Raw genomic sequence first — 22,641 nt, 5'->3', positions numbered from 1 at the left:
AATATGCTTGCAAACCCTGCCCCGATCACGGCAGTATTGCACGAAACATGCAAAATCAGCTTGAACCGCGCAGAAAATGAACCTGGATAGCTTCGACATCACCATTCTTGCCGCATTGCAGCGGGACGGAGCGATGACCAATGCCGCGTTATCCGAAGTGGTGAATCTGTCCGCCTCTCAATGTTCACGCAGGCGGGCGGCGCTGGAACAGGCTGGTGTGATCTCGGGCTATTCCGCCCGGCTGAACGCGGCCAAGCTTGGCTATGGGATGCGGGCGATCATCCGCGTGAACCTGTCCAGCCACGGCCAGAGCAAAGAGGACGATTTTGCCCGTTTCGTCGCCAGTCATCCGCAGATTCGCTCGGCCTTTTCGGTTTCCGGGGATGCGGATTACGTGCTGGATGTGCGCACCCGCGATCTGGACGCATTCGCCGAATTCGTACACCGGCAATTGCTGCCCCATCCGCAGGTCTCGCAAGTCCGGTCGGAAATCGTGCTGAAAACGCTTAAGGATGATCGGGGGATCGCGGTTTCATAGCCGTGCTTCCGTGTCCAGCGCAGGCAAAAATCGCGCCGCATTTTCAAGCAGCCATTCCCGCACCCGTTGCGCGACGATGGACAGGGGAACGTCGCGGGGCGTGATGACATACCAGGTTCGCAAGATCGGCAAACCAACCACGTTCAATGTGACCAACCGCTTCATCTGCAATTCATAAGCGACCGTATGGCCCGAGATAAGCGCAATCCCAAGGCCACTGATCACCGCCTGCTTGATCGTCTCGTTCGAGCTCATCTCGATGGTTGCGGCCTGTTTTTTCTCGGCGACATCGCTCAGAAAGCGCTCGGCAAGGATTCGGGTGCCCGACCCCGGCTCGCGCATGACGAAACGTTCGTCCACCAGATCGACGGGACGGATATCATTGCGCCCGGCCAGCGGATGATCCGGGCGCGCGATCAGCACATGCGGATGCGGCGCAAGCGATCGCGCGCCGACCAGAGGTTCGCGTGGCGGGCGGCCCATGATACACAGATCATACTCGCCTCGCTCCAACCCCTGCATAAGTTCGCTGCGATTGCCGACTTTCAGGGCAATCGTGACATCCGGCATGTCCTGCGCCAGAAGCGCGACGATCTCGGGCGCGAAATATTTGCAGGTGGTCACGACGCCCAGCGTCAAATTGCCGCAGGTACCGGCATTCAACGCCTCGACCTCGGCCAGAGCACGGGTGATTGCCGCCTCTATCTGGTCATGCGCCCGTAGCATCGCATGACCCTGCGGGGTCAGTCCGCCCTCACGGGATTCGCGGTCCACCAATGGCGTTCCGGATATTTCTTCTAGATTTTTCAATTGGATATGAACAGCCGGCGCAGTCAGGCTGATCGCCTTTGCAGCAGCGGTCACCGTGCCATGATCCGCCAATGCGCGCAGTGCGCGTAACTGTTTGAGCGTGATCCGATCCAGCAGGGACATAATTTTTCTTTAGTATTAGAAAAGAATTTTAAAATTTATTATCACCCCGCGATGAAATAGCAAGGGCCTGTCGAACTTGAAAGGGGAGGTTCAGTCGATGGCCCGAATTCAGCAGATCGCCGGCGGCGCGATTCCTGCGCATCTCGAAACACCCGTCGCGGCAATGTGCCGGGTGGCAGCAGATCTGGCCGCTCGCATCGCGGCTGGCGGGTTAGAGGGGAATCTTGCTGAAAATGTCGGCGCGAATACCGACGGCGATACGCAAAAAGCGCTGGACGTGATCGCGGATGAGGCTTTCACCGCGGCCCTGCGTGGAACAGGCATTCGCTGGTATGCGTCGGAGGAACAGGAGAACGCGGTCGAGGTCGACGCGGAAGGCAGGCTGGCGATCGCCATCGACCCGCTGGACGGTTCCTCGAATATCGACGTGAATGTCTCGATCGGGACGATCTTCAGCATCCAGCCCGCCGAGGCCGACCCCGAAACCACGTTCCTGCGTCCGGGACATCACATCGAGGCTGCGGGATATTTCATCTATGGCCCGCAGACCGCATTGATGGTCAGCTTCGGCGACGGCATCCGCAAATTTATCCTGGATCGCGAAAAGGACGTATTTGTCGAGACCCCTGCATCCGGGTTGCCGCAATCCTGCAAGGTTCCGGAATTCGCCATCAACGCCTCGAATTACCGCCATTGGCCGCAGCCGATCCGGGCCTATATCGACGATTGTCTTGCCGGAACCAACGGGCCGCGCGGCAAGAATTTCAACATGCGGTGGATCGCTTCTCTGGTGGCCGAAACGCATCGGATCATCACCCGGGGCGGAATTTTCCTTTATCCGGCAGATGCCCGCGATGGCTATCAAAGCGGTCGGCTGCGGCTGGTCTATGAATGCGCGCCGATCGCTTTTCTGATCGAGCAATCAGGTGGCAAAGCCACTAACACGCTTACCCCCATCCTCGACCTGACTCCCGATAGCCTGCACGCCCGCACACCATTCGTCTTTGGCACTCCCGACAAGGTCGAGCGTGTCGCCACCTATCACGACCTGCCCGAGCACGAGGTTTCGGCTCTGTTCGGCAATCGCGGGTTGTTCCGCGCCTGAACCAAGGGAAAATACATGTCCAGAAAACATCCCATCATCTCGGTCACCGGCTCATCCGGAGCAGGCACCACGACGGTCAAAAGCACCTTCGACCAGATATTCCGCCGCGAAGGCATCAAGGCGGTCAGCATCGAGGGCGACGCTTTTCACCGCTTTGATCGCGCCGCAATGAAAGAAGAACTTATTCGACGTCAGGCCGGCGGAGATCAGACCTTCAGCCATTTCAGCTATGACGCCAATGAGCTGGAAAAGCTGCAAGAGGTGTTCCGCGTCTATGGCAAGACCGGCAAGGGCGAAACCCGGCATTACGTTCATGACGAGGAAGAATCCGAACGTTATGGCAACCCTCCCGGCACCTTCACCGACTGGGCCCCTTTCGAGAACGGCTCTGACCTGCTGTTCTACGAAGGGCTGCATGGCGCGGTCGTCAACGACAATGTCAACCTAGCCAAGCTGGCGGATCTGAAGATCGGGGTTGTGCCGGTGATCAATCTGGAATGGATCCAGAAGATTCACCGCGACAAGGCCAGCCGCGGCTACACGACCGAGGCCGTGACCGACACGATCCTGCGCCGGATGCATGCCTATGTACATTGCATCTGCCCGCAATTCACCGAAACCGACATCAATTTCCAGCGGGTGCCGGTGGTCGATACCTCGAATCCATTTGTTGCCCGCTGGATACCGACACCCGATGAAAGCCTTGTGGTGATCCGGTTCCGCAATCCGCGCGGGATCGATTTCCCCTATCTGACCTCGATGATCCAGGGCTCGTGGATGAGCCGCGCCAATTCCATCGTCGTCCCCGGTCCCAAGGTGGATCTGGCGATGCAGCTGATCCTGACCCCGATGATCCTGCGCCTGCGCGACGAATCCCGCCGCGCCTGAAGGAGGAAAAGATGAACCAGATGATCCCGATAGATACCGCGCTGGAAGCCCGCATGGCAAATGCCATCCGCGCGCTTGCCATGGATGCCGTCGAGGCGGCGAAATCCGGTCATCCCGGCGCACCGATGGGAATGGCCGATGTGGCGGCGGTGCTGTTCAACCGCTTCATGCGGGTGGATCCGGCCGCGCATGACTGGCCCGACCGCGACCGTTTCGTGATGTCGGCGGGGCACGGCTCGATGCTGGTCTATGCGATCAATCACATGCTGGGCTATGACGATATGGGCATGGATCAGATCCGCGCGTTCCGGCAGATGGGCTCGCGCACGGCAGGTCATCCCGAATACGGTCACGCCAAGGGGATCGAGACGACGACCGGCCCGCTGGGTCAGGGCATCACGACCGCTGTCGGCATGGCTTCGGCCGAGCGTATGGCCAATGCCCGCTGGGGCGATGATCTGGTCGATCACCATACCTATGTGATCGCAGGCGATGGCTGCCTGATGGAGGGCATCAGCCATGAGGCCATCGACCTTGCCGGGCATCTGCGTCTTGGCCGCCTGATCGTGCTGTGGGACGATAACGGCATCACCATCGACGGTGGCACGGATCTGTCCACTTCGACCGATCAGGCGGCGCGATTTGCCGCGGCCGGCTGGCATGTGCAGCAGGTGGACGGCCACGACCGCGAGGCAGTCGCCGCGGCGATCATGGCCGCTCGCGCAGATGATCGCCCATCGATGATCGCCTGCAAGACGGTGATCGGCTTTGGCGCGCCGAATAAGCAGGGCAGCCATTCGGTTCACGGAGCGCCTCTTGGCGCCGAGGAAATCGCGGCTGCGCGCGAAAAACTCGACTGGCCGCATCAGCCATTTACCGTGCCCGATGATGTGATGAACGCTTGGGCGGCCATTGCGGCGCGTGGAGCAAAAGAGCATGCCGACTGGGTAGCGCGACTGGAGGTTTCAGATCACCGCGCCGATTTTCTGGCCGCGCAGGGACAGCCGAACGAAGCCGCTCTGCGTTCGGCCATCGGAGAATATTGCCACAGACTGGTGGCCGAGCGTCCCAAGGTCGCGACCCGCAAATCCAGCGAGATGGCGCTTGAGATCGTCAATGCCACCCTGCCCAATACCATCGGCGGCAGTGCCGATCTGACCGGCTCGAACAATACCTTGACCAAGGGCATGCAGCCGATCCGCCCTGGCGATTATTCCGGTCGCTATATCCATTACGGTATCCGCGAGCACGCGATGGCGGCGGTGATGAACGGGATCGCGCTGCATGGCGGGTTCATCCCCTATGGCGGCACCTTCCTTGCCTTTGCCGACTATTCGCGCCCCGCGATCCGGCTGGGTGCATTGATGGGGGTCAAGGTGATCCATGTGATGACCCATGACAGTATCGGGCTTGGCGAAGACGGCCCGACCCATCAGCCGGTCGAACATGTGGCGGCGCTTCGTGCGATCCCGAATCTTCAGGTTTTCCGCCCCGCCGATGCGGTCGAGACGGCCGAAGCCTGGGAAATCGCCCTGACCAGCGAAACGACACCTTCAGTCCTCTGTCTGTCACGGCAGAACCTGCCCGCCGTGCGCACCGAGGACGAGGGCGAGAACCGCAGCCTGCGCGGCGCCTATGTCCTGCGCAGCACGCCTTCGCCTCGCGACGTGACGCTGATCGCGACCGGCTCCGAGGTCGAGATCGCGCTTGCCGCCGCCGATCTGCTGAAAGAACAGCGCATCGATGCCGCCGTCATCTCGGCCCCCTGTTTCGAGCTTTTCGCGGCACAGGATCGCGCTTACCGGCAGGGCGTGCTTTGCGACGCCCCACGCATCGGGATCGAGGCCGCCATTCGTCAGGGTTGGGATCTGATGCTGCGCCCGGATGACGGCTTCATCGGCATGACCGGCTTCGGCGCATCCGCCCCCGCCCCTGAGCTTTACCGCCATTTCGGCATCACGCCACAGGCCGTCGCGTCCTTGGCCCGGCAACTCATCGAAGGAGAGAAATAATGGCGCTCATCACCCTGAGACAGCTTCTGGATCACGCAGCCGAGCATGGTTATGGCGTGCCCGCCTTCAACATCAACAATATGGAGCAGGGTCTGGCGATCATGCAGGCAGCACAGGGCTGCGACGCGCCGGTGATCCTGCAAGCCAGTCGTGGCGCGCGGTCCTATGCGGGTGATGTGATGCTGCGGCACATGGTTCAGGCTTTGGCCGAGATGTATCCCGACAACCATATCGTGCTGCATCAGGATCATGGCAATAACGACGCCACCTGCCTGTCGGCCATCCGCCATGGCTTCACCAGCGTGATGATGGACGGCTCGCTGGAAGAGGACATGAAAACCCCTGCTTCCTATGAATACAATGTCGAGATCACCGCCCGCGTCACCCGCGCCGCTCATGCCGTCGGTGCTTCGGTCGAAGGAGAGTTGGGTGTGCTGGGCTCGCTTGAAACCGGCGAGGCGGCAGCCGAGGATGGCTCGGGCGCGGAAGGCAAGCTGGATCACAGTCAGCTTCTGACCGATCCCGATCAGGCGCTCGACTTCGTCGCAGCGACCCAATGCGATGCCCTGGCAATCGCCTGCGGCACCAGCCACGGAGCCTACAAGTTCACCCGCAAACCCGATGGCGACATCCTTGCCATGCATGTGATCGAGGCGATCCACAAGCGCCTTCCCGATACGCATCTGGTCATGCACGGATCAAGCAGCGTGCCACAGCATCTACAGGATCTGATCAACGCATCGGGCGGCGAGATGCCGCAGACCTATGGCGTCCCGGTCGAAGAGATCGAGCGCGGCATCCGTCACGGTGTCCGCAAGGTGAATATCGACACCGATTGCCGCATGGCGATGACCGGCCAGTTCCGCAAGATCGCAAGCGAAAAGCCAACGGAATTCGATCCGCGCAAATTCCTTATCCCCGCGATGGATGAACTGGAAAGCCTTTGCCGCGACCGTTTCGAACGGTTCGGCACCGCCGGGCAGGCAAGCGGCATCAAGCCAATCCCGATGGACGAGATGGCCCGGCGCTATGCATCGGGCGCACTCGCCCCGCGCATTGCCGCCGCCAAAGCCGCCTGAAGACATTTAGAGAGGAGACGACCATGAACGATCTATCCGATGCAAAGACCGTCACCGGCGCGAAGCGCTATTCCGCCGGCGTGATGAAATACGCCCAGATGGGCTATTGGGAGCCCGATTATACGCCGAAGGATACCGATGTCATCGCGCTGTTTCGTATCACGCCCCAGGATGGTGTGGATGCGATCGAGGCTGCGGCTGCGGTTGCGGGCGAAAGCTCGACCGCGACATGGACGGTGGTCTGGACCGACCGGCTGACGGCCTGCGAGAAATACCGCGCCAAGGCCTATCGCGTCGATCCGGTCCCGAATAGTCAGGGCGAATATTTCGCTTATATCGCCTATGATCTCGATCTGTTCGAAGGCGGCTCTATTGCCAACCTGACCGCCTCGATCATCGGCAATGTCTTCGGTTTCAAACCGCTCAAGGCATTGCGGCTGGAGGATATGCGCCTGCCGGTCGCCTATGTGAAGACCTTCCAGGGCCCCGCCACCGGCATCGTGGTCGAACGCGAGCGGCTGAACTGCTATGGCCGCCCGCTGCTGGGCGCGACGGTCAAGCCGAAGCTGGGTCTTTCGGGCCGAAATTACGGGCGCGTCGTCTATGAGGCGCTGCGGGGCGGGCTGGATTTCACCAAGGATGACGAGAATATCAACAGCCAGCCCTTTATGCATTGGCGGGACCGTTTCCTGTATTGCATGGAGGCCGTGAACCGCGCCTCTGCCGCCACGGGCGAGGTAAAGGGCACCTATCTGAATGTGACCGCCGCCACGATGGAGGACATGTACGAGCGAGCGGAATTCGCCAAGCAGCTTGGCTCGGTCGTGATCATGATCGATCTGGTGATCGGCTATACCGCGATCCAGTCGATGGCGAAATGGGCGCGGGCGAATGACATGATCCTGCACCTGCACCGCGCGGGCCATTCGACCTATACGCGGCAACGCAGCCACGGCGTCAGCTTCCGTGTCATCGCCAAATGGATGCGCCTTGCCGGTGTCGATCACCTGCATGCGGGTACGGTCGTCGGTAAGCTGGAAGGCGACCCCGCAACGACCAAGGGCTATTACGATATCTTCCGCGAGGAATATAACCCGATGGCGCTGGAGAACGGCATCTTCTTCGATCAGGACTGGGCCTCACTGAACAAGATGATGCCGGTCGCCTCGGGCGGTATCCATGCCGGGCAGATGCATCAGCTTCTGACCTATCTGGGCGAGGATGTCGTGCTGCAATTCGGCGGCGGCACCATCGGTCACCCGCATGGTATCGCCGCAGGCGCAACGGCCAACCGGGTCGCGCTGGAGGCCATGGTGTTCGCGCGCAATGCGGGTCGCGACATCTGGAACGAGGGCGAGGATATCCTGCGCGATGCGGCCAAGACCTGCACACCGCTGAAACAGGCGCTGGATACCTGGAAGGATGTGACCTTCGATTACGCCTCAACCGACGCGCCTGACTTTGCACCAACGCCCGAAGTTTCGATGTAACCCCACTGAGCGATCAGTTTCATGCGCATGGCTCGCAACCCTGAAATCGACTGCGCCATGCGTCTAGCGAAGGAGAATGAACATGCGTCTCACACAGGGACAATTCAGCTTTCTGCCCGATTTTTCGGATGATGATATCCGGATTCAGGCTCAATATGCCATCGATAATGGCTGGGCGGTTTCGGTCGAATATACCGATGATCCGCATCCCCGGAACACCTATTGGGAGATGTGGGGACATCCGATGTTCGACAATCCGGATGCCGCCGCTGTGGTCTTTGAAGTCAATGAATGCCGTAAGGAACATGGCGGGGAATATATCCGGGTCATCGCCTTCGATGCCTCGCCCGGATGGGAATCTATCCGCATGAGCTTTATCGTCAACCGCCCGAAAGACGAGCCGGGATTCCGTGTCGTCCGGCAGGAGGTTGATGGCCGCGCCATCCGCTACACGATCGAAAGCTACGCGGTCCGGGAACCCGAAGGGCAGCGCTACGCCTGACCGGCAATTGCGTCCCGCGATAGCCGGAGAGGGCTGTCTGCCCTCCCCGGACCCCTCCCGAAGGTATTTGGGCAAAGAAGAAGATGTGAGTTCGGGCAGGTTTCCATTTGGATCCACCCGGTTTCGGGCGGCGGTTCCCCCCTGCCGTCGCCCGAATTGATCCCTGTCTCTGCAAGAGGTTTGTGATGAACGATCAAAGCGATATCGAGAGGCCTACTACGGTCGATCTGGCCGCCGCATTCGAGGAAAGCGGCGTGCGCGACATCTTGCAGGAGCTTGACGAAACGATGATCGGCCTTGCACCGGTCAAGCAACGCATTCGCGAAACGGCGGCGCTTCTGCTGGTGGACCGGGCGCGGCAGCAGATGGGATTGAGCAGCGAAACCCCTACCCTGCATATGAGCTTTACCGGCAATCCCGGTACCGGCAAGACAACCGTAGCCCTGAAAATGGCCAGCCTGCTGCATCGTCTGGGTTATGTCCGCAAGGGTCATCTTGTCACCGTGACCCGTGACGATCTGGTGGGCCAATATATCGGCCATACCGCGCCCAAGACCAAGGAAGTCCTGAAAAAGGCCATGGGCGGCGTCTTGTTCATCGATGAGGCCTATTATCTCTATCGACCCGAAAATGAGCGGGATTACGGGCAGGAGGCCATCGAGATCCTGCTTCAGGTGATGGAAAACAACCGTGACGATCTGGTGGTCATCATGGCAGGTTACGCAGATCGGATGGACCGCTTCTTCAATGCCAATCCGGGTTTCCGGTCGCGTATGGCGCATCATATCGAGTTTCCCGATTATACCGATGAGGAACTGGATCAGATCGCCGGAGTGATGCTGAACGGATTGGGGTATCGCTTTGATCAAGGCGGAGAAAAGGCGATGGAGGAATATATCCGGCTGCGCCGCGTTCAGCCGCATTTCGCCAATGCCCGTTCGGTCCGCAATGCCCTGGACCGGGCGCGGCTGCGGCAGGCGAACCGGCTGTTCAACGAGGCCAAGGGGCCACTGGACGCCCGGGCGCTGTCGACCATCTCGGAACCGGATATCAGGGCAAGCCGGGTCTTTCAGGGCGGATTGGATGTGGATCGCAAGCCCGCCACCGGCGCGGCATGACGCTGCGCGCTCTGATTTTCGATGTGGATGGCACGCTGACCGAGACCGAAGAAGCGCATCGCCGGGCCTTCAACGAAAGTTTCGCTAAGGCAGGGCTGGACTGGCATTGGTCGGTCACGGAATACACGCGGTTGCTGGGCACGACCGGTGGGAAAGAGCGGCTCCGACGCTATCGCGACGAAATCGGAGCGGCGCGGCCATCTGATGAAGAGATTGTCACGCTGCATGCCGATAAAACCGCGCGCTATGCGGAAATCTTACGGGACGAAGTGCTGGAATTACGTCCCGGTGTCCGAGACCTGATAGATGTAGGGCGAAAAGCCGGGCTGAAAATTGCCGTCGCCACGACCACGAGCCGCAGCAATGTGGACGCGCTGTGCCGGAACTGTTGGGAAGCGAACGCAGAGTCGGTATTCGACGTGATCGCCGCCGGAGATGAGGTTGCGGAAAAGAAACCGGCGCCGGATGTTTATCTGCTTGCGCTTGACCGGCTTGGCGTTGAGGCCACGCAGGCGATCGCCTTCGAGGACAGTCTGCCGGGGCTGAATGCGGCTTTGTCTGCGGGATTGCGCTGCATGGTGACGCCCTCAGCCCATACGAGACATCAGGATTTCAGCGATGCCACCTGGCGCGGCCATGATCTGACCCGGGCACACCTGCCCGGATCGCTTGCATATCTGTTTGAAAATCAACCCTGATGCCGATGCGTTGAAACCGGTTCAGCCGGCCGCTTCCAGCGCAGCGACGATTCCGCCAAAATCCGCCGCCTTCAGGCTCGCGCCGCCGACCAGGGCACCGTCGACATTCGGAATGGCAAAGATCTCTGCAGCGTTCACGGGCTTGACGCTGCCGCCGTAAAGCAGCCGCAAATTGACCGCATCGCCTGTGCGCCCGTCAAGTTGCCTCCGGATAAAGCCGTGCACTTCGGCTATCTGCTCATTGGTCGGCGTGCGGCCCGTCCCGATCGCCCAGACCGGTTCATAGGCAATGACGGTATTTGCGGAATCGCTTCTTTCGGGCAGCGATCCGGCGATCTGATCGCCGATCACGGACAGGGTTTCACCCGCATCTCGCTGTGCCTCGGTTTCACCCACACAAATTATCGCGATCAACCCCGCCTGATGCGCGGCAGCAGCCTTGGCCGCCACATCGGCATTCGTTTCGCCATGATCCGCGCGCCTTTCGGAATGGCCAAGGATCACGTAGTCCGCGCCGGCATCCCGCAACTGCGCTGCCGAGATATCGCCCGTATGCGCCCCGGATTCCTTCGCATGGCAATCCTGTCCGCCCACCATCAGGGCATGAGTTTGCGCGCTTGCCACCATCGGATAAACCAGCAAGGCCGGAGGGCAGATCAGCATATCGCAACCCGGTTCCGGATGCGCCTTGCAAAGCTGGTCGATCTCGGTCAGCGACGCCAGATCGCCATTCATCTTCCAGTTTCCTGCGGCCAGTTTGCGCGGTGCCATATGATCCTCCTATCCGTTTCTGCGCCCGGATTAAGGATAATGGCGTCCCGGCGCAATCGTGATAGCGTCAGGATCAGCCGGAATAACGAAGAGATTACAGTTCGGCGCGGCTGCCTTCCAAAGGCTCGAACCGGACCGACTCACCACAGCCGCAACTGTCGGTAACATTCGGATTGCGGAATTTGAAACCGGATTCCAGCAGACCGGTTTCATAATCGATTTCGGTTCCGAACAGGAACATCTGTGCCATGGGCGCGATCATCACCCGCGCCCCGCCCTGTTCAACGACCTCTTCGTTTGCATTGGGCGTATCGGCCAATTCCATCGTATATTCCATGCCGGCGCATCCGCCCTTTTTCAGGCCGATCCGCAAGCCATAAGCGTTCTTGCCCGCCATCAGCCGGGCGATCTGCTTCTCGGCGGTGGGCGTGATCGTGACCGGAGATGATCCGGGAATGCCAAACATGATCGAACCTTCCTGACTCGGTTACTCCAAAGATAAGGCCCCTGCCCGCTCATCTCAAGATCCCACGAGCAGCTTCTCTTTTGCGGAAATACCTTCGGGGGAGTCGCCCGGAACGGGCGGCGGGGGCGGACAGCCCCCTTTTTCATAAGATGAACGGCGGAAAATCACATGAAGCCTAGTTCCAGCCGCGCTTCGTCGGACATCATGTCCATGCCCCATTGCGGCTGAAAGGTCATCTCGACATCAACCTGCTTGACGCCCGGCAAAGGCTCGACCGCGTCAGCCACCCAACCCGGCATTTCACCCGCGACCGGGCAACCCGGCGCGGTCAGGGTCATGATGATCCGGACATCATTCGAGTCGTTGATATCAACCGTATAGATCAGCCCCAGATCATAGATATTCACCGGGATTTCGGGATCATAGACGGTCTTGCAAGCCTCGACCACCGAATCATATAGCGGGTGATCGGTGCTTGAGGGCGCGATCAGCGGCTCTCCTTCCATCATCGATTCTGTCATATCGCGTTCCTGTCAATTTCACTTGGATATATAGGGTACCGGAAGGCGTGGGTCCAGTCCGGCCAGCGTTGCCTCTGCCAGGTAAACGGGCTATGGGCATGCGGTTTCATGAACAGGCCCAAGCACATGTCCGACCGATTTTCCTTTGCCGTGAATGCCCGCGACGGACTGGCGCGCACGGGAACCCTCCAGACCACGCGGGGCGATATCCGCACGCCAGCCTTCATGCCCGTGGGAACTGCCGCGACCGTCAAGGCGATGTTGCCGGAATCGGTGCGCGAAACCGGCGCGGATATCCTGCTGGGAAATACCTATCACCTGATGCTGCGGCCGGGCGCCGAACGGATCGCGCGACTTGGCGGCCTTCACGATTTCATGAACTGGCAGCGCCCCATTCTGACCGATTCGGGCGGATTTCAGGTGATGAGCCTTGGTCCCCTGCGCAAACTGACCGAGGAAGGCGTGACTTTCGCGAGTCATATCGACGGCTCGCGCCATGAACTCACGCCCGAGCGCAGCATGGAGATCCAAGGGTTGCTGGGTTCGGATATCGTTATGGCCTTCGATGAATGCCCCGCCCTGCCCGCGACCGAGGAAACCGTGGCGGATTCCATGCGACGCTCGATGCGATGGGCGCAACGGTCCCGCGACGCTTTCGGAGACCGCCCGGGCCATGCGCTGTTCGGCATCATGCAGGGCGGCGTCACCCGCGAATTACGCGAGGAATCGGCGCAGGCCCTGACCGGGATCGGCTTCGACGGCTATGCCATCGGCGGACTTGCCGTGGGTGAGGGGCAAGAGGCGATGTTCGGCGTTCTGGACTACGCCCCCGGGTTGTTGCCGCAGGACAAGCCGCGCTATCTGATGGGGGTGGGCAAGCCGGATGATATCGTGGGCGCGGTTCAACGCGGGGTCGACATGATGGATTGCGTCCTGCCATCGCGCTCGGGTCGCACCGGGCAGGCATGGACGCGGCGCGGGCAGATCAATATCAAGAATGCCCGGCATCAGGATGATCCGCGCCCACTGGACGAGGATTGCACATGTCCTGCCTGCCGCAGCTATTCCCGCGCTTATCTTCACCATGTCTTCCGCGCCGGAGAGATGATTTCGGGCATGCTGCTGACATGGCATAACCTGCACTATTATCAGGATCTCATGGCCGGTCTGCGCGATGCGATCAGCCAGGGGCGGCTGGACGGTTACATCGCGGATTTCCACGCGATGCGTGCGGGGGGCGATATCCCCCCGCTTTGACGAATAGCTGGCAATGTCTGCTGCCGATCCCCTCGCGTTGCCCTCTGCGTCGTGTCTTGTGTTTCAGGTGACAGCTTTGCGATACAGATGCCATGTCGCATGCCCAAGGATGGGCAGGACCACCATCAATCCCAGCAATGCCGGGATCGAACCTATCGTCAGCGACACGGCAACGATCAGGCCCCACACCATGGCCGGAATCGGGTTTTCCTTCACCACCTGCAAAGAGGTCGCGATGGCAACCGGGACACCGACCCTGCGTTCAAGCAAGAGCGGGAAAGAGACGATACTGATCGTCAGCACGACAAGCGCAAAGATAAAGCCCACCGCCGTTCCCACGATCATCATTACCGAGCCAGCGGGCGTTCCGAAGACATCGGCCAGAAAACTTCCAATGCTTGCGGGCGGCCATGTGCCGATAGTCATCAGATAGATGACATGCGCCAGCCCCAGCCAGGCGGCGAACAGCGCGAAGCACATGACGGCAAGCACCAGAATCGCCCCGATATTCGGCGAACGGATCACCTCGAATATCGCCAGCCAATCCGTCTTCTGCCCCGCTTCACGACGTCTGCTCATCTCATACATGCCAACCGATGCCACGGGACCAAGCAAGGCAAAGCCCGTGATCAGCGGAACGATCAGGTGAACCAGATTGCCCTGAAACGCCATGACGGCAAGGCAGATGCCGATGATCGGGTAAAGTGTGCAGACAGCGATCAGATCCGAGCGGAATGTCTTGAAATCATCATAACCCTGCGCAAGCGCGTCACGCAAATCCTGCAGTGACAAGGTATTGACGATGGGCAATTCCTGCTCTTCTTCGCCGCTGACCGTACGCGCCATATCGCCAACATGCGAGAATGAGGCGGATATGTGGCGTACTGCCCAAGAAACCGGGTTCCCAATGGTTTGATCCATGCCGAAGCCTCCCTTTTACAAAGCCGGCGGGCTCGGGATATGCGGATACACGCGGTTATTCCGGCAATCTCAAGCCCGGATATCAACAGTATAGCAGAAAAACCGCAAATTCCGGATCACGTTTTCCGTATTCGCCCGGCGCGGTTTTCCGGTTGCACCCATTCGCCCCGCAGCGCAGATTTACGCCCAACCACGGGGGCAGCCATGACACAGAAAATCATCATCGATACGGATCCCGGTCAGGATGACGCCGTTGCGATCCTGCTGGCGCTGGCGAGCTCGGAACTGGACCTTTTGGGGATTACCGCCGTCGCAGGCAATGTGCCCCTGAACCTGACCGAACTGAACGCCCGCAAGATACTTGAACTGGCGGGACGGCAGGAAATTCCGGTCTTCGCGGGTTGCGACGCGCCGCTTACCCGCAAACTAGTGACGGCCGAGCATGTTCATGGCAAGACCGGCCTCGACGGAATCGAACTTCCCACGCCGGCGATGCAGCTGCAATCCGTCCACGCCGTGGATTTCATCATCGACAGCCTGCGCCAGCACCCTGAGGGCAGCATCACGCTGGTGCCCATCGGCCCGCTGACCAATATTGCCACCGCTTTCCAGAAAGCCCCCGATATTGTCTCTCGTGTGAAACAGATCGTCCTGATGGGTGGCGCCTATTTCGAAGTGGGCAACATCACCCCGGCGGCAGAGTTCAATATCTATGTCGATCCCGAAGCCGCCAGCATCGTCTTTGCGTCAGGTGCACCGCTGGTCGTGCTGCCGCTGGATGTGACGCATGAGGCATTGACCTCGCACGGCTGGGTCGAGGCGATGCGCGCCCTGCCCAATCGCTGCGGCCCGGCGGTGGCAAGCTGGACCGATTTCTTCGAGCGCTACGACCGAGAGAAATACGGTAGCGAAGGGGCTCCGTTACACGATCCCTGCACGATCGCATGGCTGCTTCGCCCCGAGCTTTTCGAGGGCAGGCAGATTAATGTCGAGATCGAGACCCAGGGCGAGTTCACGACGGGCATGACGGTTGCGGATTGGTGGCAGGTCAGCGAACGCCCGGCAAATGCGCTGTTCATCCGGCATGTGGATCGCGACGGACTGTTCGCCCTGATCAGCGAAAAAATCGCTTTATTGCCATAGGATAGCCGGAATAGCTGACCTTGTTCAGTTATCGGAGGGCGCTGGTTGGATTTCGGGATCGGAAGTTTCTTGTGCCGGTCCCTCGCCGATCCGGTCATCCAGAGCGGCAATCAACTCATCCGTGATATCGATAGCGTCTAGCGAGACAAAAACCGTCCTGCGATCCAGCACGGCGATGGCACCACGGGCCTGCATGACCTCACCCATGACCGGAAGCGCCGCGCGGTAAAAATTGTTCCGATCAGCTTCTGCCTGGGCGCTTAGCTCCTGCACGACCTGCGCACGTTCGCGCCGGATTTCGGTAGCGCGGGCATCGAAGGCTTCGGCCTCCTTGCGAAACTCTGCCGGATCAAGCGTTTCACGCTTTTCGGTCAATTCCGCCTCTTCATCGGACAGTTGCTTCGCAAGCCTTTCATTCTCGGCTTCGATCTTGCTGCCCTTTTCCTCAAGTTCCCGTTGCGCGCGTTGGCCCCATTGGGAATCACTAAACAACCGCTCCTGATCCACCGTCAGAAGAGGAGCGGCCTGTAACCCCGGCGTCTCGCCATCGCTTTCGATGGTCCGGTTGGGAAGGTTTTCGCGTGGCTGCGTTTCCTGCTGGGTTTCCGGCGTTGCGAAATCCTCGGTTAATTCCTGAGCCAAAACCGCCGTCCCGGCCATCAGCCATGACAAATTCAGGCAGAAGGCCAGGATTATGCGTAACCCGCGCAGCATCAGAACCTTGTGGAAATCGTCAGGTCGAAATTCTGCTCTTCATCGTAGTCTTCCTTGCGGACGGCATGCGAGAAGTTGAAACGCAAAGGCCCGATCGGCGTGGTCCAGAAGATCGATGCTCCGACCGAAGCACGGATATTCATCGAATCGTCCACCACAGCCCCGCCATTCCCGATCGTCTGATCCAGCCCCCAGATCGAACCAACATCGGCGAACAGACCGCCGCTGATGCCGTATTCCTCGGGCAATCCAAGCGGGAATTGCGCCTCGGCCCGGGCTGCCCAGAAATAATTGCCACCCAAAGCGTCTTCGTTATCCGCGTTCAGATCGCGCGGGCCGATGCCGTTCGGCTCAAAGCCGCGAATTTTGCCACCGCCGCGGAAACGATCCAGAATCCAGGTGTCGTAATCGCCAAGCGCGTGAACTGCGCCGGCCTCGATCTCGGCGCGCAATGTCACCTCTTCACGCCAGGCGCGGCTTTCGACACCGGCCAATGCGGTTGTGGTGACGCTTTTCACATCACCGCCAAGGCCCGCAAAGTCCTGTGCGAATTCGATCTTGTAACTTGTCAGCGGATCAAGACCTGTGCGCCGCGTGTCCCAGCTATAGGTATAACCAACACCCGAACTAAGGCGCGTCCCTTCTTCTTCCCGCAGGATTCGCGAACTGCCCTCGTCAAGATTCTCAAGCTTGTCTTCATTGATCTTGTAGCGCAGTTCGAGCCGGCCATTCTCGGAAATCGGGAATTCGATCGATGGCGACAGCCCCATGGTACGGGTATCGTAATCGGAATTCAGCGATTCGGTTTCGCTATACCAGGTGCGGAAACGGAAACGCAGGTCGCGGCCAAGGAAATAGGGCTCGATGAAATTGATCGAGGCCTGCCGGTCGCCCTTGGCCGTCGCGACGGTCACGCCAACAGTCTGACCCCGCCCAAGGAAATTGGTTTCGTTAAGGGAGATGTTCACGCCGACACCGGAATTGACGCCGTAAGATGCGCCGAATGACAAGGAACCGGTCGGCTGTTCCTCAACATTGACGTCCACGATCACCCGTTCGTCGCTGGTGCCCTGACGGCTGTCTACATTCGCATTCGCGAAATATCCCAGCGCCCGGATGCGCTCGGCCGCGTTACGGATTTCGCGCGGGTTGAACGGATCGCCCTCGACAGAGGTGAATTCGCGGCGGATGACTTCATCGCGTGTCGTGGTATTTCCCTCGATATCGATGCGCTCGACGAAAACCCGCGGGCCGCGTGTCAGTGCGAATACAAGATTCAGGGTCTGATCGTGAGGATTCCGTGTTACCCGGGGCTCGATATTGACGAAATCGAGACCTTGCTGAATGGCGACGGTCTCCATCCGGCGAATGGTGTTATCGATGGCCGCAGGATTGTAATAGGCCCCGCGCTTGACCCGGTTCTGGGCCGCGAAGGGCGCGGCATCCACCCCCGGAATCTGGGATATCGTGTCAATCCGCGCAAAGCGATAGCGCGGGCCTTCCTGAATGTTGAAGGTGATATAGAACGCATCACGTTCCCGCGCGATTTCCGGTGCGATACCCTGCACCTTGAAATCAGCGAAACCGCGCGAACGGTAGAAATCCGTCAGCAGTTTTTCATCCACCGGAACCCGTTCCGGCGCAAAGGTGTCACGGCGGATCAGCGTACGCAGCAATCCGGCCTGTTTCGATTCCAGCACCTGACGCAGCCGGCGATCGGAATAAGAGCGATTGCCCGTAAATCCGATTCGTTCGATCTCGGTCAGATCGCCCTCGCGGATTTCGAACACCAGATCGACCCGATTGTCACTGCGGCGGATGATCTTGGGATCGACACGCGCGGCAAGTCGCCCCTCTGCCGCATAGGCCTGAGCAATGTTCGAAGCATCCGCCATCGCCAAGGATGGCTGATAGACCCTGCGTGCCTGGCTTTGAATGCCCTGAGCAAGCTGTTCGTCCTTGATCCGGCGATTACCCTCGAAGGTGATCTGGTTGATCGTGGGATATTCACGGACCCGAATGACCAGCAGCCCGCCTTGCGGCACGACCTCGACCGTCTCGAACAGACCGGAATTCTGCAATCTCTGCAGGGCGTCGTTCAACTCTCCGGCGGAAACGTCCTGCCCGCGCGCGATATTCGCGTAGGACAGGATGGTCGCCGGTTCGATCCGCTGCGCCCCCTCGATCCGCACATCATTGAACACATAGGCCGCAGCCGATTGCGGCACGAGCAATCCCGCCGGAACCGAGATCGTCAGAGCCGTCACCAGCGCGATAGCGCGCTTGCCCAGTTTCTTACTCATGTCCGCCCCTCATTATTTCAGCCTGCATATACGCCCTGCCGACGCCTTCTTTTGCTCTTTCTGTATCCTTAACCGGGGCGCAGTGTCAAAAGCGCATCGCGGTTCAGGGGCAGAAAAGATCGTTTGTGAGGCCGAAAATCATCAAACCCAGCACCGCAGCCATGCCCAGCGACGTCAAAAAATTCAACATCCGGTCCGACGGCGGCCGTCCGATCACGGCTTCGAAAATATAAAACATCAGGTGACCGCCATCCAGAACCGGGATCGGCAGCAGATTCAGAAACCCGATAGCCGCGGATAATACGGCAATCCACCACAGGAAATTTCCGGCGCCCTGACTGGCGGCCTGTCCGGTGCTTTCCGCAATCGAGATTGCCCCTCCAAGATTGCAACTGCCGATCTGGCCGGTGATCATCGCCCACATTCCCGACAGCGAGGACAGGATGATATCCCGGGTCTGCGCGATCCCCAGCCAAAGCCCCTCGAACAGCCCCACCGACCTGGTCGCCGGCTCGAAATAGCCCGAACCGCCGGTCACGCCGATCAACCAGCGTTTCTCATAGCCGCCATCCGCTTTTGGGATGTCCTGCTCTTTCGGCAGAAGACTGTATTGCGCGGTACCACTTCCGGGCCGCCAGACGTCCAGCAGCAAGGCTTTGCCCTGGGCCGCCTTGACCATCTCGGGCATCTGGGAAAATCGCGAGATGGGCTGATCGTCGATACCGATCACGACATCCCCCGCGCGTAAACCTGCATCGGCCGCAGCGCTGCGCGGAGCCACGCCGGATATCCGGGGCGGCAACGGATCGGGACCAGCGACCGTTATTTCCGTGCCGTCCCGCTCGACCCGCCATTCATGCTGCGCCGCAATCGGCAATTTATCCGCCACCGCGCCGATATCGCCCCAGTTTGTGACCGGATTGCCGTCGATGGCGCGTACCAGATCGCCCGCCTGCAATTCGTTCACGACCTGTGGCGGCGCGGGAGCAATGGTTCCCAGTTGAACCTCTTGCGTGGGCAGCCCCTGTGTAAAGGCAAAACCCGCAAAGATCAGGATCGACAGGATGAAGTTGAAGACCGGCCCGGCCAGCAGGGTCGAGAACCGGGCCCAAAGGGGCGCCCCGGTCAGGGTCTGCCGCCTGAAGGCCGGATCGACCTGCCGGCCGGTGCCCGCGCTTGCGGCATTGGCATCGCCCAGAAAGCGGACATAGCCCCCCAAGGGAATCGCGGCGATCTGCCAGACTGTGCCTCGCCGGTCCCTACGGGCAAAAAGTCTTGGTCCGAAGCCTACGGAAAACACCTCGGCCCTGATCCCGGACCATCGGCCAACGATGTAATGGCCGTATTCATGCACGGTCACGATCACGGCCAATGCAATGACAAATGCCGCCAGCGTCCAGATCGTGCCCCCGAATTGCGGGATCAGTTCGCTCATGCAGCGGCCTCCTGTCGGGCGATGCGATCCCAATGCAGGACCGTTTCAAGATCGACAGGTTCATCGCCGAAACCGGGCCTGCCCGCAAGGGCTTCAAGCACCGTCTCCACCATCGAAGCCATTTGAGTGAAGCCGATCCGCCCGCCGATGAAATCGTCAAGCGCCTGCTCCTTGGCGGCGTTGAATACCGCCCCCGCCATGCCACCCGCTGCCATGACCTCTCGCGCAAGGCGCAGGGCGGGCCAGCGTTTTTCGTCCGGTTCACGGAAATTCAGTCTGCCGATCGCCGCCAGATCAAGCGCGGGCACCGGCAGCGGGGCACGTTTCGGCCAGTTAAGCGCATAACCGATCGCGTGACGCATATCCGGCGCGCCAAGATGCGCAATCGTACCGCCATCGATATGCGTCACCATGGCATGAATGATCGATTCCGGATGGATCAGAACCTTGATCCGATGTTCGTCCAACCCGAAAAACTCATGTGTTTCGATGACTTCCATGGCCTTATTGAACATCGAGGCGCTGTCGATAGTAATCCGCTGACCCATCGCCCAATTGGGATGGTTCGACGCTTCGGCCACCGTCGCCGCAGCCAGACGTTCCAGCGGCCAGTCACGGAACGCCCCGCCAGATGCGGTAATGGTCACATGGTTTACCGTTTCCAGGGTTTCCGATCCAAGCGCCTGAAATATTGCGGAATGTTCGGAATCGACCGGAAGGATCCGGGTCTTGCCCCGCTTCGCGGCGGCCCGCATCAAAGAACCGGCGCAGACCAGTGATTCCTTATTGGCCAATGCCAGCACGCTGCCCTGTCCAAGCGCCGTCAGACCCGGCGCAAGCCCCGCAGCGCCGACAATCGCAGACAGCACCCAATCGGCGGGGCGCGATGCGGCCTCGGTCAATGCGGCGGGCCCGGCGGCAGCCTCGATCCCGCTACCCTCCAGCCTCGCCCGCAAATCCCCAAGCAATTCCTCATGCGCGGTCACCGCCACCTCGGCGCGCAATTCCCGCGCCATTTCGGCGAGGCGGGCAATATTGCGCCCCCCGGTCAAAGCAACGATGTCGAACAGCCCGGCTCCGCCCGCGCGCCGGATCAGGTCGATCCCGTTCGCGCCGATCGATCCGGTCGCTCCGAAAATGGAAATCCGTCGCATATCTTCAGTTAACCGCTGGCAGGCTCGTGATAAGTCCAAGCAATATCGCAGCCAGAACCGCCCCTGTCACTGCGTCAAAGCGGTCCATGAAGCCGCCATGACCGGGAATCAGGTTGGAACTGTCCTTGACCCCCGCGCGCCGCTTCAGCCAGCTTTCGGCGATATCGCCCATCTGCCCTGCAAAACAGACCAGCGGCGAGCACCAGACAAGCGCCACATCGCCCCAATTCGCAAGCCATAGCACGACACCAAGGATCAGGGCGCCGATCCAGCCGGCAACGGTGCCCGACCATGTCTTCTTGGGGCTGAGCGAGGGCCAGAATTTGCGTCCGCCGATGATCCGGCCGAAGAAATAACCCGCCGTGTCAGAGATGATTACGATTCCCATCAGCCACAGCACGAAGCCCAGCCCGAATTCTTCACGGAAACCGACCAGCCCGTAGGCAACCAGCAATATCGCGATCCCGAAAATCACAAATGTCCAGCGATCGCGAGAGGCCGCGCCGGGCAGACCAGCAAGGATAGGCAGCAACAGCAATCCCCATCCCCAGGCTCCGCCGATCATCAGTGCCGCGAATTGCGTCAGCCCGGCAATCACCGCCAGCGCAACCGGGCGCGATTTGCCGAACGGCCCGGCGTGAAAGCGCGGATAACGCCAGCCGGTCATCGCCGCAAGTTCCCAGAAGGTGAGGGCCGAAATCACCGCCACGCCCAATCGCAGCCAGACGCCCGAGGCGAACGCCAGAAGAATGCCGATGGTCAGTAAAACCGCAGTCGAGGCAAGGCGGCGCGAAAGATCGCTCCATTTACCTGTTGGCGCCGGTGCTTTCTGTACCATCGGCTCTTTCTCGTTCATACGCCCCCGAAACGGCGCTCGCGCAGGCCATATCTGTCCAGAATGGCCTTCAGGTGGTCCGGGGTGAAATCAGGCCATAATGTCGGGGTGAATTCATATTCCGCATATGCCGCCTGCCACGGAAGAAAATTCGAGGTCCGCGTCTCGCCCGAAGTCCGGATCACCAGATCCGGATCGGGATGGCCCGCAGTGTCAAGACATGCCTCAAGATCATCTTCACCGGCCTCGCTCATCTCGCCGCGCATAACCTTTCCGGCAAGACGCTGCGCCGCGCGCGCAAGTTCGTCCCGACCGCCATAATTGATGGCGACTGTCAGGTTCAGCCGGCTGTTCTTGGCGGTGCGCATCTCGATCGAGGACATCAGCGACTGCAATTTGGGATCAAGCCGGTCGCGGTCGCCGATGAAGCGCATACGCACGCCTTCGGCAGACATGCTCTCGGCTTCGTATTGGATATAGCGGCGGAAGATCTTCATCAGACCAAGCACTTCCTCGGTCGAACGCTTCCAGTTCTCGGTCGAGAAGGCATAAACGGTCAGCCAGTCCACGCCAAGATCGGGACAGGCCCTGACGATCTGCTTGACACGCTCGGCCCCTCGGCGATGCCCGACCAGACGCGGCCAGCCGCGTTCGGTCGCCCAGCGTCCATTGCCGTCCATGATGATGGCAATATGGCGCGGGCGCCGGTCGCCGCCGCCGGTCTCTTCGAATGCTGCTGCGGGTTCTGCGGCCATCCT

Annotated in this window: 22 protein-coding genes; 11 read left to right on the top strand and 11 right to left on the bottom strand. The window is 60.1% G+C overall.

Annotated elements, in window-relative coordinates:
- Window positions 1–76: 76 nt before the first annotated feature.
- A complete protein-coding gene (locus tag Q0601_RS02190; RefSeq protein ID WP_305286626.1) occupies window positions 77–538 on the top strand; it encodes an Lrp/AsnC family transcriptional regulator in 462 nt (153 codons plus the stop codon).
- Here Q0601_RS02190 and Q0601_RS02185 read toward each other — a convergent pair.
- Window positions 533–1,471, bottom strand: coding sequence for a LysR family transcriptional regulator (locus tag Q0601_RS02185; protein WP_305286624.1), 939 nt, complete (start codon window positions 1,469–1,471; stop codon window positions 533–535). The genes Q0601_RS02190 and Q0601_RS02185 overlap by 6 nt on opposite strands.
- Window positions 1,472–1,634: 163 nt before the next feature.
- Between Q0601_RS02185 and Q0601_RS02180 the strand changes: the two genes are divergently transcribed.
- The 8 genes from Q0601_RS02180 to Q0601_RS02145 all read left to right on the top strand — a co-directional run bounded on the left by Q0601_RS02180 (window position 1,635) and on the right by Q0601_RS02145 (window position 10,363).
- Complete coding sequence (locus tag Q0601_RS02180) at window positions 1,635–2,576, top strand: class 1 fructose-bisphosphatase (protein ID WP_370656083.1); 942 nt, start codon at window positions 1,635–1,637, stop codon at window positions 2,574–2,576.
- Window positions 2,577–2,591: 15 nt separating this feature from the next.
- Window positions 2,592–3,464, top strand: a complete 873-nt coding sequence (locus Q0601_RS02175) for a phosphoribulokinase (RefSeq protein WP_305286620.1) — start codon at window positions 2,592–2,594, stop codon at window positions 3,462–3,464.
- 20 nt (window positions 3,465–3,484) lie between these two features.
- Window positions 3,485–5,476, top strand: coding sequence for a transketolase (tkt, locus tag Q0601_RS02170; RefSeq protein WP_305286747.1), 1,992 nt, complete (start codon window positions 3,485–3,487; stop codon window positions 5,474–5,476).
- Entirely contained in the window at window positions 5,476–6,555 is a 1,080-nt protein-coding gene (gene fba, locus Q0601_RS02165) for a class II fructose-bisphosphate aldolase (RefSeq protein ID WP_305286618.1), read from the top strand. The genes tkt and fba overlap by 1 nt, the downstream gene beginning before the upstream one ends.
- 23 nt (window positions 6,556–6,578) lie before the next feature.
- Window positions 6,579–8,045: a form I ribulose bisphosphate carboxylase large subunit gene (locus tag Q0601_RS02160; RefSeq protein ID WP_305286615.1), complete on the top strand. Its 1,467-nt coding sequence runs from the start codon at window positions 6,579–6,581 to the stop codon at window positions 8,043–8,045.
- Window positions 8,046–8,127: 82 nt separating this feature from the next.
- A complete protein-coding gene (locus Q0601_RS02155; protein ID WP_305286614.1) occupies window positions 8,128–8,547 on the top strand; it encodes a ribulose bisphosphate carboxylase small subunit in 420 nt (139 codons plus the stop codon).
- Between the two features lie 185 nt (window positions 8,548–8,732).
- Window positions 8,733–9,665 carry a CbbX protein gene (cbbX, locus tag Q0601_RS02150; RefSeq protein ID WP_305286612.1) on the top strand — a complete coding sequence of 311 codons (933 nt, stop codon included), beginning with the start codon at window positions 8,733–8,735 and terminating at the stop codon, window positions 9,663–9,665.
- On the top strand, window positions 9,662–10,363 hold the full coding sequence (locus tag Q0601_RS02145) for an HAD-IA family hydrolase (RefSeq protein ID WP_305286609.1): 702 nt from the start codon (window positions 9,662–9,664) through the stop codon (window positions 10,361–10,363). Before cbbX ends, Q0601_RS02145 begins: the two co-directional genes overlap by 4 nt.
- 21 nt (window positions 10,364–10,384) lie before the next feature.
- On the opposite strand, the gene tpiA is transcribed toward Q0601_RS02145, so the two are convergent.
- The 3 genes from tpiA to Q0601_RS02130 form a co-directional block, all read right to left on the bottom strand.
- Window positions 10,385–11,134 (bottom strand): triose-phosphate isomerase, encoded by a 750-nt coding sequence (gene tpiA, locus Q0601_RS02140; protein WP_305286607.1) that lies wholly within the window; start codon window positions 11,132–11,134, stop codon window positions 10,385–10,387.
- Window positions 11,135–11,228: 94 nt separating this feature from the next.
- The gene (locus tag Q0601_RS02135) at window positions 11,229–11,600 is read right to left on the bottom strand and encodes a HesB/IscA family protein (RefSeq protein ID WP_305286605.1); all 372 of its coding nucleotides are present in this window, start codon (window positions 11,598–11,600) and stop codon (window positions 11,229–11,231) included.
- 164 nt (window positions 11,601–11,764) lie between these two features.
- Window positions 11,765–12,121 carry an SUF system Fe-S cluster assembly protein gene (locus Q0601_RS02130; RefSeq protein ID WP_119748374.1) on the bottom strand — a complete coding sequence of 119 codons (357 nt, stop codon included), beginning with the start codon at window positions 12,119–12,121 and terminating at the stop codon, window positions 11,765–11,767.
- A 126-nt stretch (window positions 12,122–12,247) separates the two neighbouring features.
- On the opposite strand from Q0601_RS02130, the gene tgt reads away from it, so the two are divergent.
- Window positions 12,248–13,378, top strand: a complete 1,131-nt coding sequence (gene tgt / locus Q0601_RS02125; protein ID WP_305286745.1) for a tRNA guanosine(34) transglycosylase Tgt — start codon at window positions 12,248–12,250, stop codon at window positions 13,376–13,378.
- A gap of 63 nt (window positions 13,379–13,441) precedes the next feature.
- Here the strand turns inward: tgt and Q0601_RS02120 are convergent, their stop codons facing one another.
- Window positions 13,442–14,224 carry a DUF2189 domain-containing protein gene (locus Q0601_RS02120; protein WP_305286602.1) on the bottom strand — a complete coding sequence of 261 codons (783 nt, stop codon included), beginning with the start codon at window positions 14,222–14,224 and terminating at the stop codon, window positions 13,442–13,444.
- A 279-nt stretch (window positions 14,225–14,503) separates the two neighbouring features.
- On the opposite strand from Q0601_RS02120, the gene Q0601_RS02115 reads away from it, so the two are divergent.
- Window positions 14,504–15,442 (top strand): nucleoside hydrolase, encoded by a 939-nt coding sequence (locus Q0601_RS02115; RefSeq protein ID WP_305286600.1) that lies wholly within the window; start codon window positions 14,504–14,506, stop codon window positions 15,440–15,442.
- A 24-nt stretch (window positions 15,443–15,466) separates the two neighbouring features.
- Here the strand turns inward: Q0601_RS02115 and Q0601_RS02110 are convergent, their stop codons facing one another.
- The 6 genes from Q0601_RS02110 to uppS all read right to left on the bottom strand — a co-directional run bounded on the left by Q0601_RS02110 (window position 15,467) and on the right by uppS (window position 22,638).
- Window positions 15,467–16,156 (bottom strand): OmpH/Skp family outer membrane protein, encoded by a 690-nt coding sequence (locus tag Q0601_RS02110; protein ID WP_305286598.1) that lies wholly within the window; start codon window positions 16,154–16,156, stop codon window positions 15,467–15,469.
- Window positions 16,156–18,459: an outer membrane protein assembly factor BamA gene (bamA, locus tag Q0601_RS02105; protein ID WP_305286597.1), complete on the bottom strand. Its 2,304-nt coding sequence runs from the start codon at window positions 18,457–18,459 to the stop codon at window positions 16,156–16,158. Before bamA ends, Q0601_RS02110 begins: the two co-directional genes overlap by 1 nt.
- A gap of 103 nt (window positions 18,460–18,562) precedes the next feature.
- Window positions 18,563–19,894: an RIP metalloprotease RseP gene (gene rseP / locus Q0601_RS02100; RefSeq protein WP_305286595.1), complete on the bottom strand. Its 1,332-nt coding sequence runs from the start codon at window positions 19,892–19,894 to the stop codon at window positions 18,563–18,565.
- Window positions 19,891–21,048, bottom strand: coding sequence for a 1-deoxy-D-xylulose-5-phosphate reductoisomerase (dxr, locus tag Q0601_RS02095; protein WP_305286593.1), 1,158 nt, complete (start codon window positions 21,046–21,048; stop codon window positions 19,891–19,893). Before dxr ends, rseP begins: the two co-directional genes overlap by 4 nt.
- A gap of 4 nt (window positions 21,049–21,052) precedes the next feature.
- Window positions 21,053–21,886, bottom strand: coding sequence for a phosphatidate cytidylyltransferase (locus Q0601_RS02090; RefSeq protein ID WP_305286590.1), 834 nt, complete (start codon window positions 21,884–21,886; stop codon window positions 21,053–21,055).
- A gap of 14 nt (window positions 21,887–21,900) precedes the next feature.
- The gene (uppS, locus tag Q0601_RS02085) at window positions 21,901–22,638 is read right to left on the bottom strand and encodes a polyprenyl diphosphate synthase (protein ID WP_305286588.1); all 738 of its coding nucleotides are present in this window, start codon (window positions 22,636–22,638) and stop codon (window positions 21,901–21,903) included.
- Window positions 22,639–22,641: the final 3 nt, after the last annotated feature.

It is taken from the genome of Paracoccus wurundjeri (assembly GCF_030678915.1).
Taxonomy (GTDB): Bacteria; Pseudomonadota; Alphaproteobacteria; order Rhodobacterales; family Rhodobacteraceae; genus Paracoccus; species Paracoccus onubensis_A.
The sequence above is the reverse complement of the archived record's forward strand: the minus strand, read 5'-3'. Positions and strand labels throughout refer to the sequence as shown.

Coding starts and splice junctions, on each gene's coding strand:
- fba (WP_305286618.1), top strand. CDS start 5,476: ATGGCGCTCATCACCCTGAGACAGCTTCTGGATCACGCAGCCGAGCAT.
- Q0601_RS02155 (WP_305286614.1), top strand. CDS start 8,128: ATGCGTCTCACACAGGGACAATTCAGCTTTCTGCCCGATTTTTCGGAT.
- uppS (WP_305286588.1), bottom strand. CDS start 22,638: ATGGCCGCAGAACCCGCAGCAGCATTCGAAGAGACCGGCGGCGGCGAC.
- Q0601_RS02190 (WP_305286626.1), top strand. CDS start 77: ATGAACCTGGATAGCTTCGACATCACCATTCTTGCCGCATTGCAGCGG.
- tkt (WP_305286747.1), top strand. CDS start 3,485: ATGATCCCGATAGATACCGCGCTGGAAGCCCGCATGGCAAATGCCATC.
- dxr (WP_305286593.1), bottom strand. CDS start 21,048: ATGCGACGGATTTCCATTTTCGGAGCGACCGGATCGATCGGCGCGAAC.
- Q0601_RS02160 (WP_305286615.1), top strand. CDS start 6,579: ATGAACGATCTATCCGATGCAAAGACCGTCACCGGCGCGAAGCGCTAT.
- tpiA (WP_305286607.1), bottom strand. CDS start 11,134: ATGGCACCGCGCAAACTGGCCGCAGGAAACTGGAAGATGAATGGCGAT.
- Q0601_RS02180 (WP_370656083.1), top strand. CDS start 1,635: ATGTGCCGGGTGGCAGCAGATCTGGCCGCTCGCATCGCGGCTGGCGGG.
- Q0601_RS02135 (WP_305286605.1), bottom strand. CDS start 11,600: ATGTTTGGCATTCCCGGATCATCTCCGGTCACGATCACGCCCACCGCC.
- Q0601_RS02175 (WP_305286620.1), top strand. CDS start 2,592: ATGTCCAGAAAACATCCCATCATCTCGGTCACCGGCTCATCCGGAGCA.
- Q0601_RS02145 (WP_305286609.1), top strand. CDS start 9,662: ATGACGCTGCGCGCTCTGATTTTCGATGTGGATGGCACGCTGACCGAG.
- Q0601_RS02115 (WP_305286600.1), top strand. CDS start 14,504: ATGACACAGAAAATCATCATCGATACGGATCCCGGTCAGGATGACGCC.
- Q0601_RS02185 (WP_305286624.1), bottom strand. CDS start 1,471: ATGTCCCTGCTGGATCGGATCACGCTCAAACAGTTACGCGCACTGCGC.
- rseP (WP_305286595.1), bottom strand. CDS start 19,894: ATGAGCGAACTGATCCCGCAATTCGGGGGCACGATCTGGACGCTGGCG.
- bamA (WP_305286597.1), bottom strand. CDS start 18,459: ATGAGTAAGAAACTGGGCAAGCGCGCTATCGCGCTGGTGACGGCTCTG.
- tgt (WP_305286745.1), top strand. CDS start 12,248: ATGTCCGACCGATTTTCCTTTGCCGTGAATGCCCGCGACGGACTGGCG.
- cbbX (WP_305286612.1), top strand. CDS start 8,733: ATGAACGATCAAAGCGATATCGAGAGGCCTACTACGGTCGATCTGGCC.
- Q0601_RS02110 (WP_305286598.1), bottom strand. CDS start 16,156: ATGCTGCGCGGGTTACGCATAATCCTGGCCTTCTGCCTGAATTTGTCA.
- Q0601_RS02130 (WP_119748374.1), bottom strand. CDS start 12,121: ATGACAGAATCGATGATGGAAGGAGAGCCGCTGATCGCGCCCTCAAGC.
- Q0601_RS02120 (WP_305286602.1), bottom strand. CDS start 14,224: ATGGCGCGTACGGTCAGCGGCGAAGAAGAGCAGGAATTGCCCATCGTC.
- Q0601_RS02090 (WP_305286590.1), bottom strand. CDS start 21,886: ATGGTACAGAAAGCACCGGCGCCAACAGGTAAATGGAGCGATCTTTCG.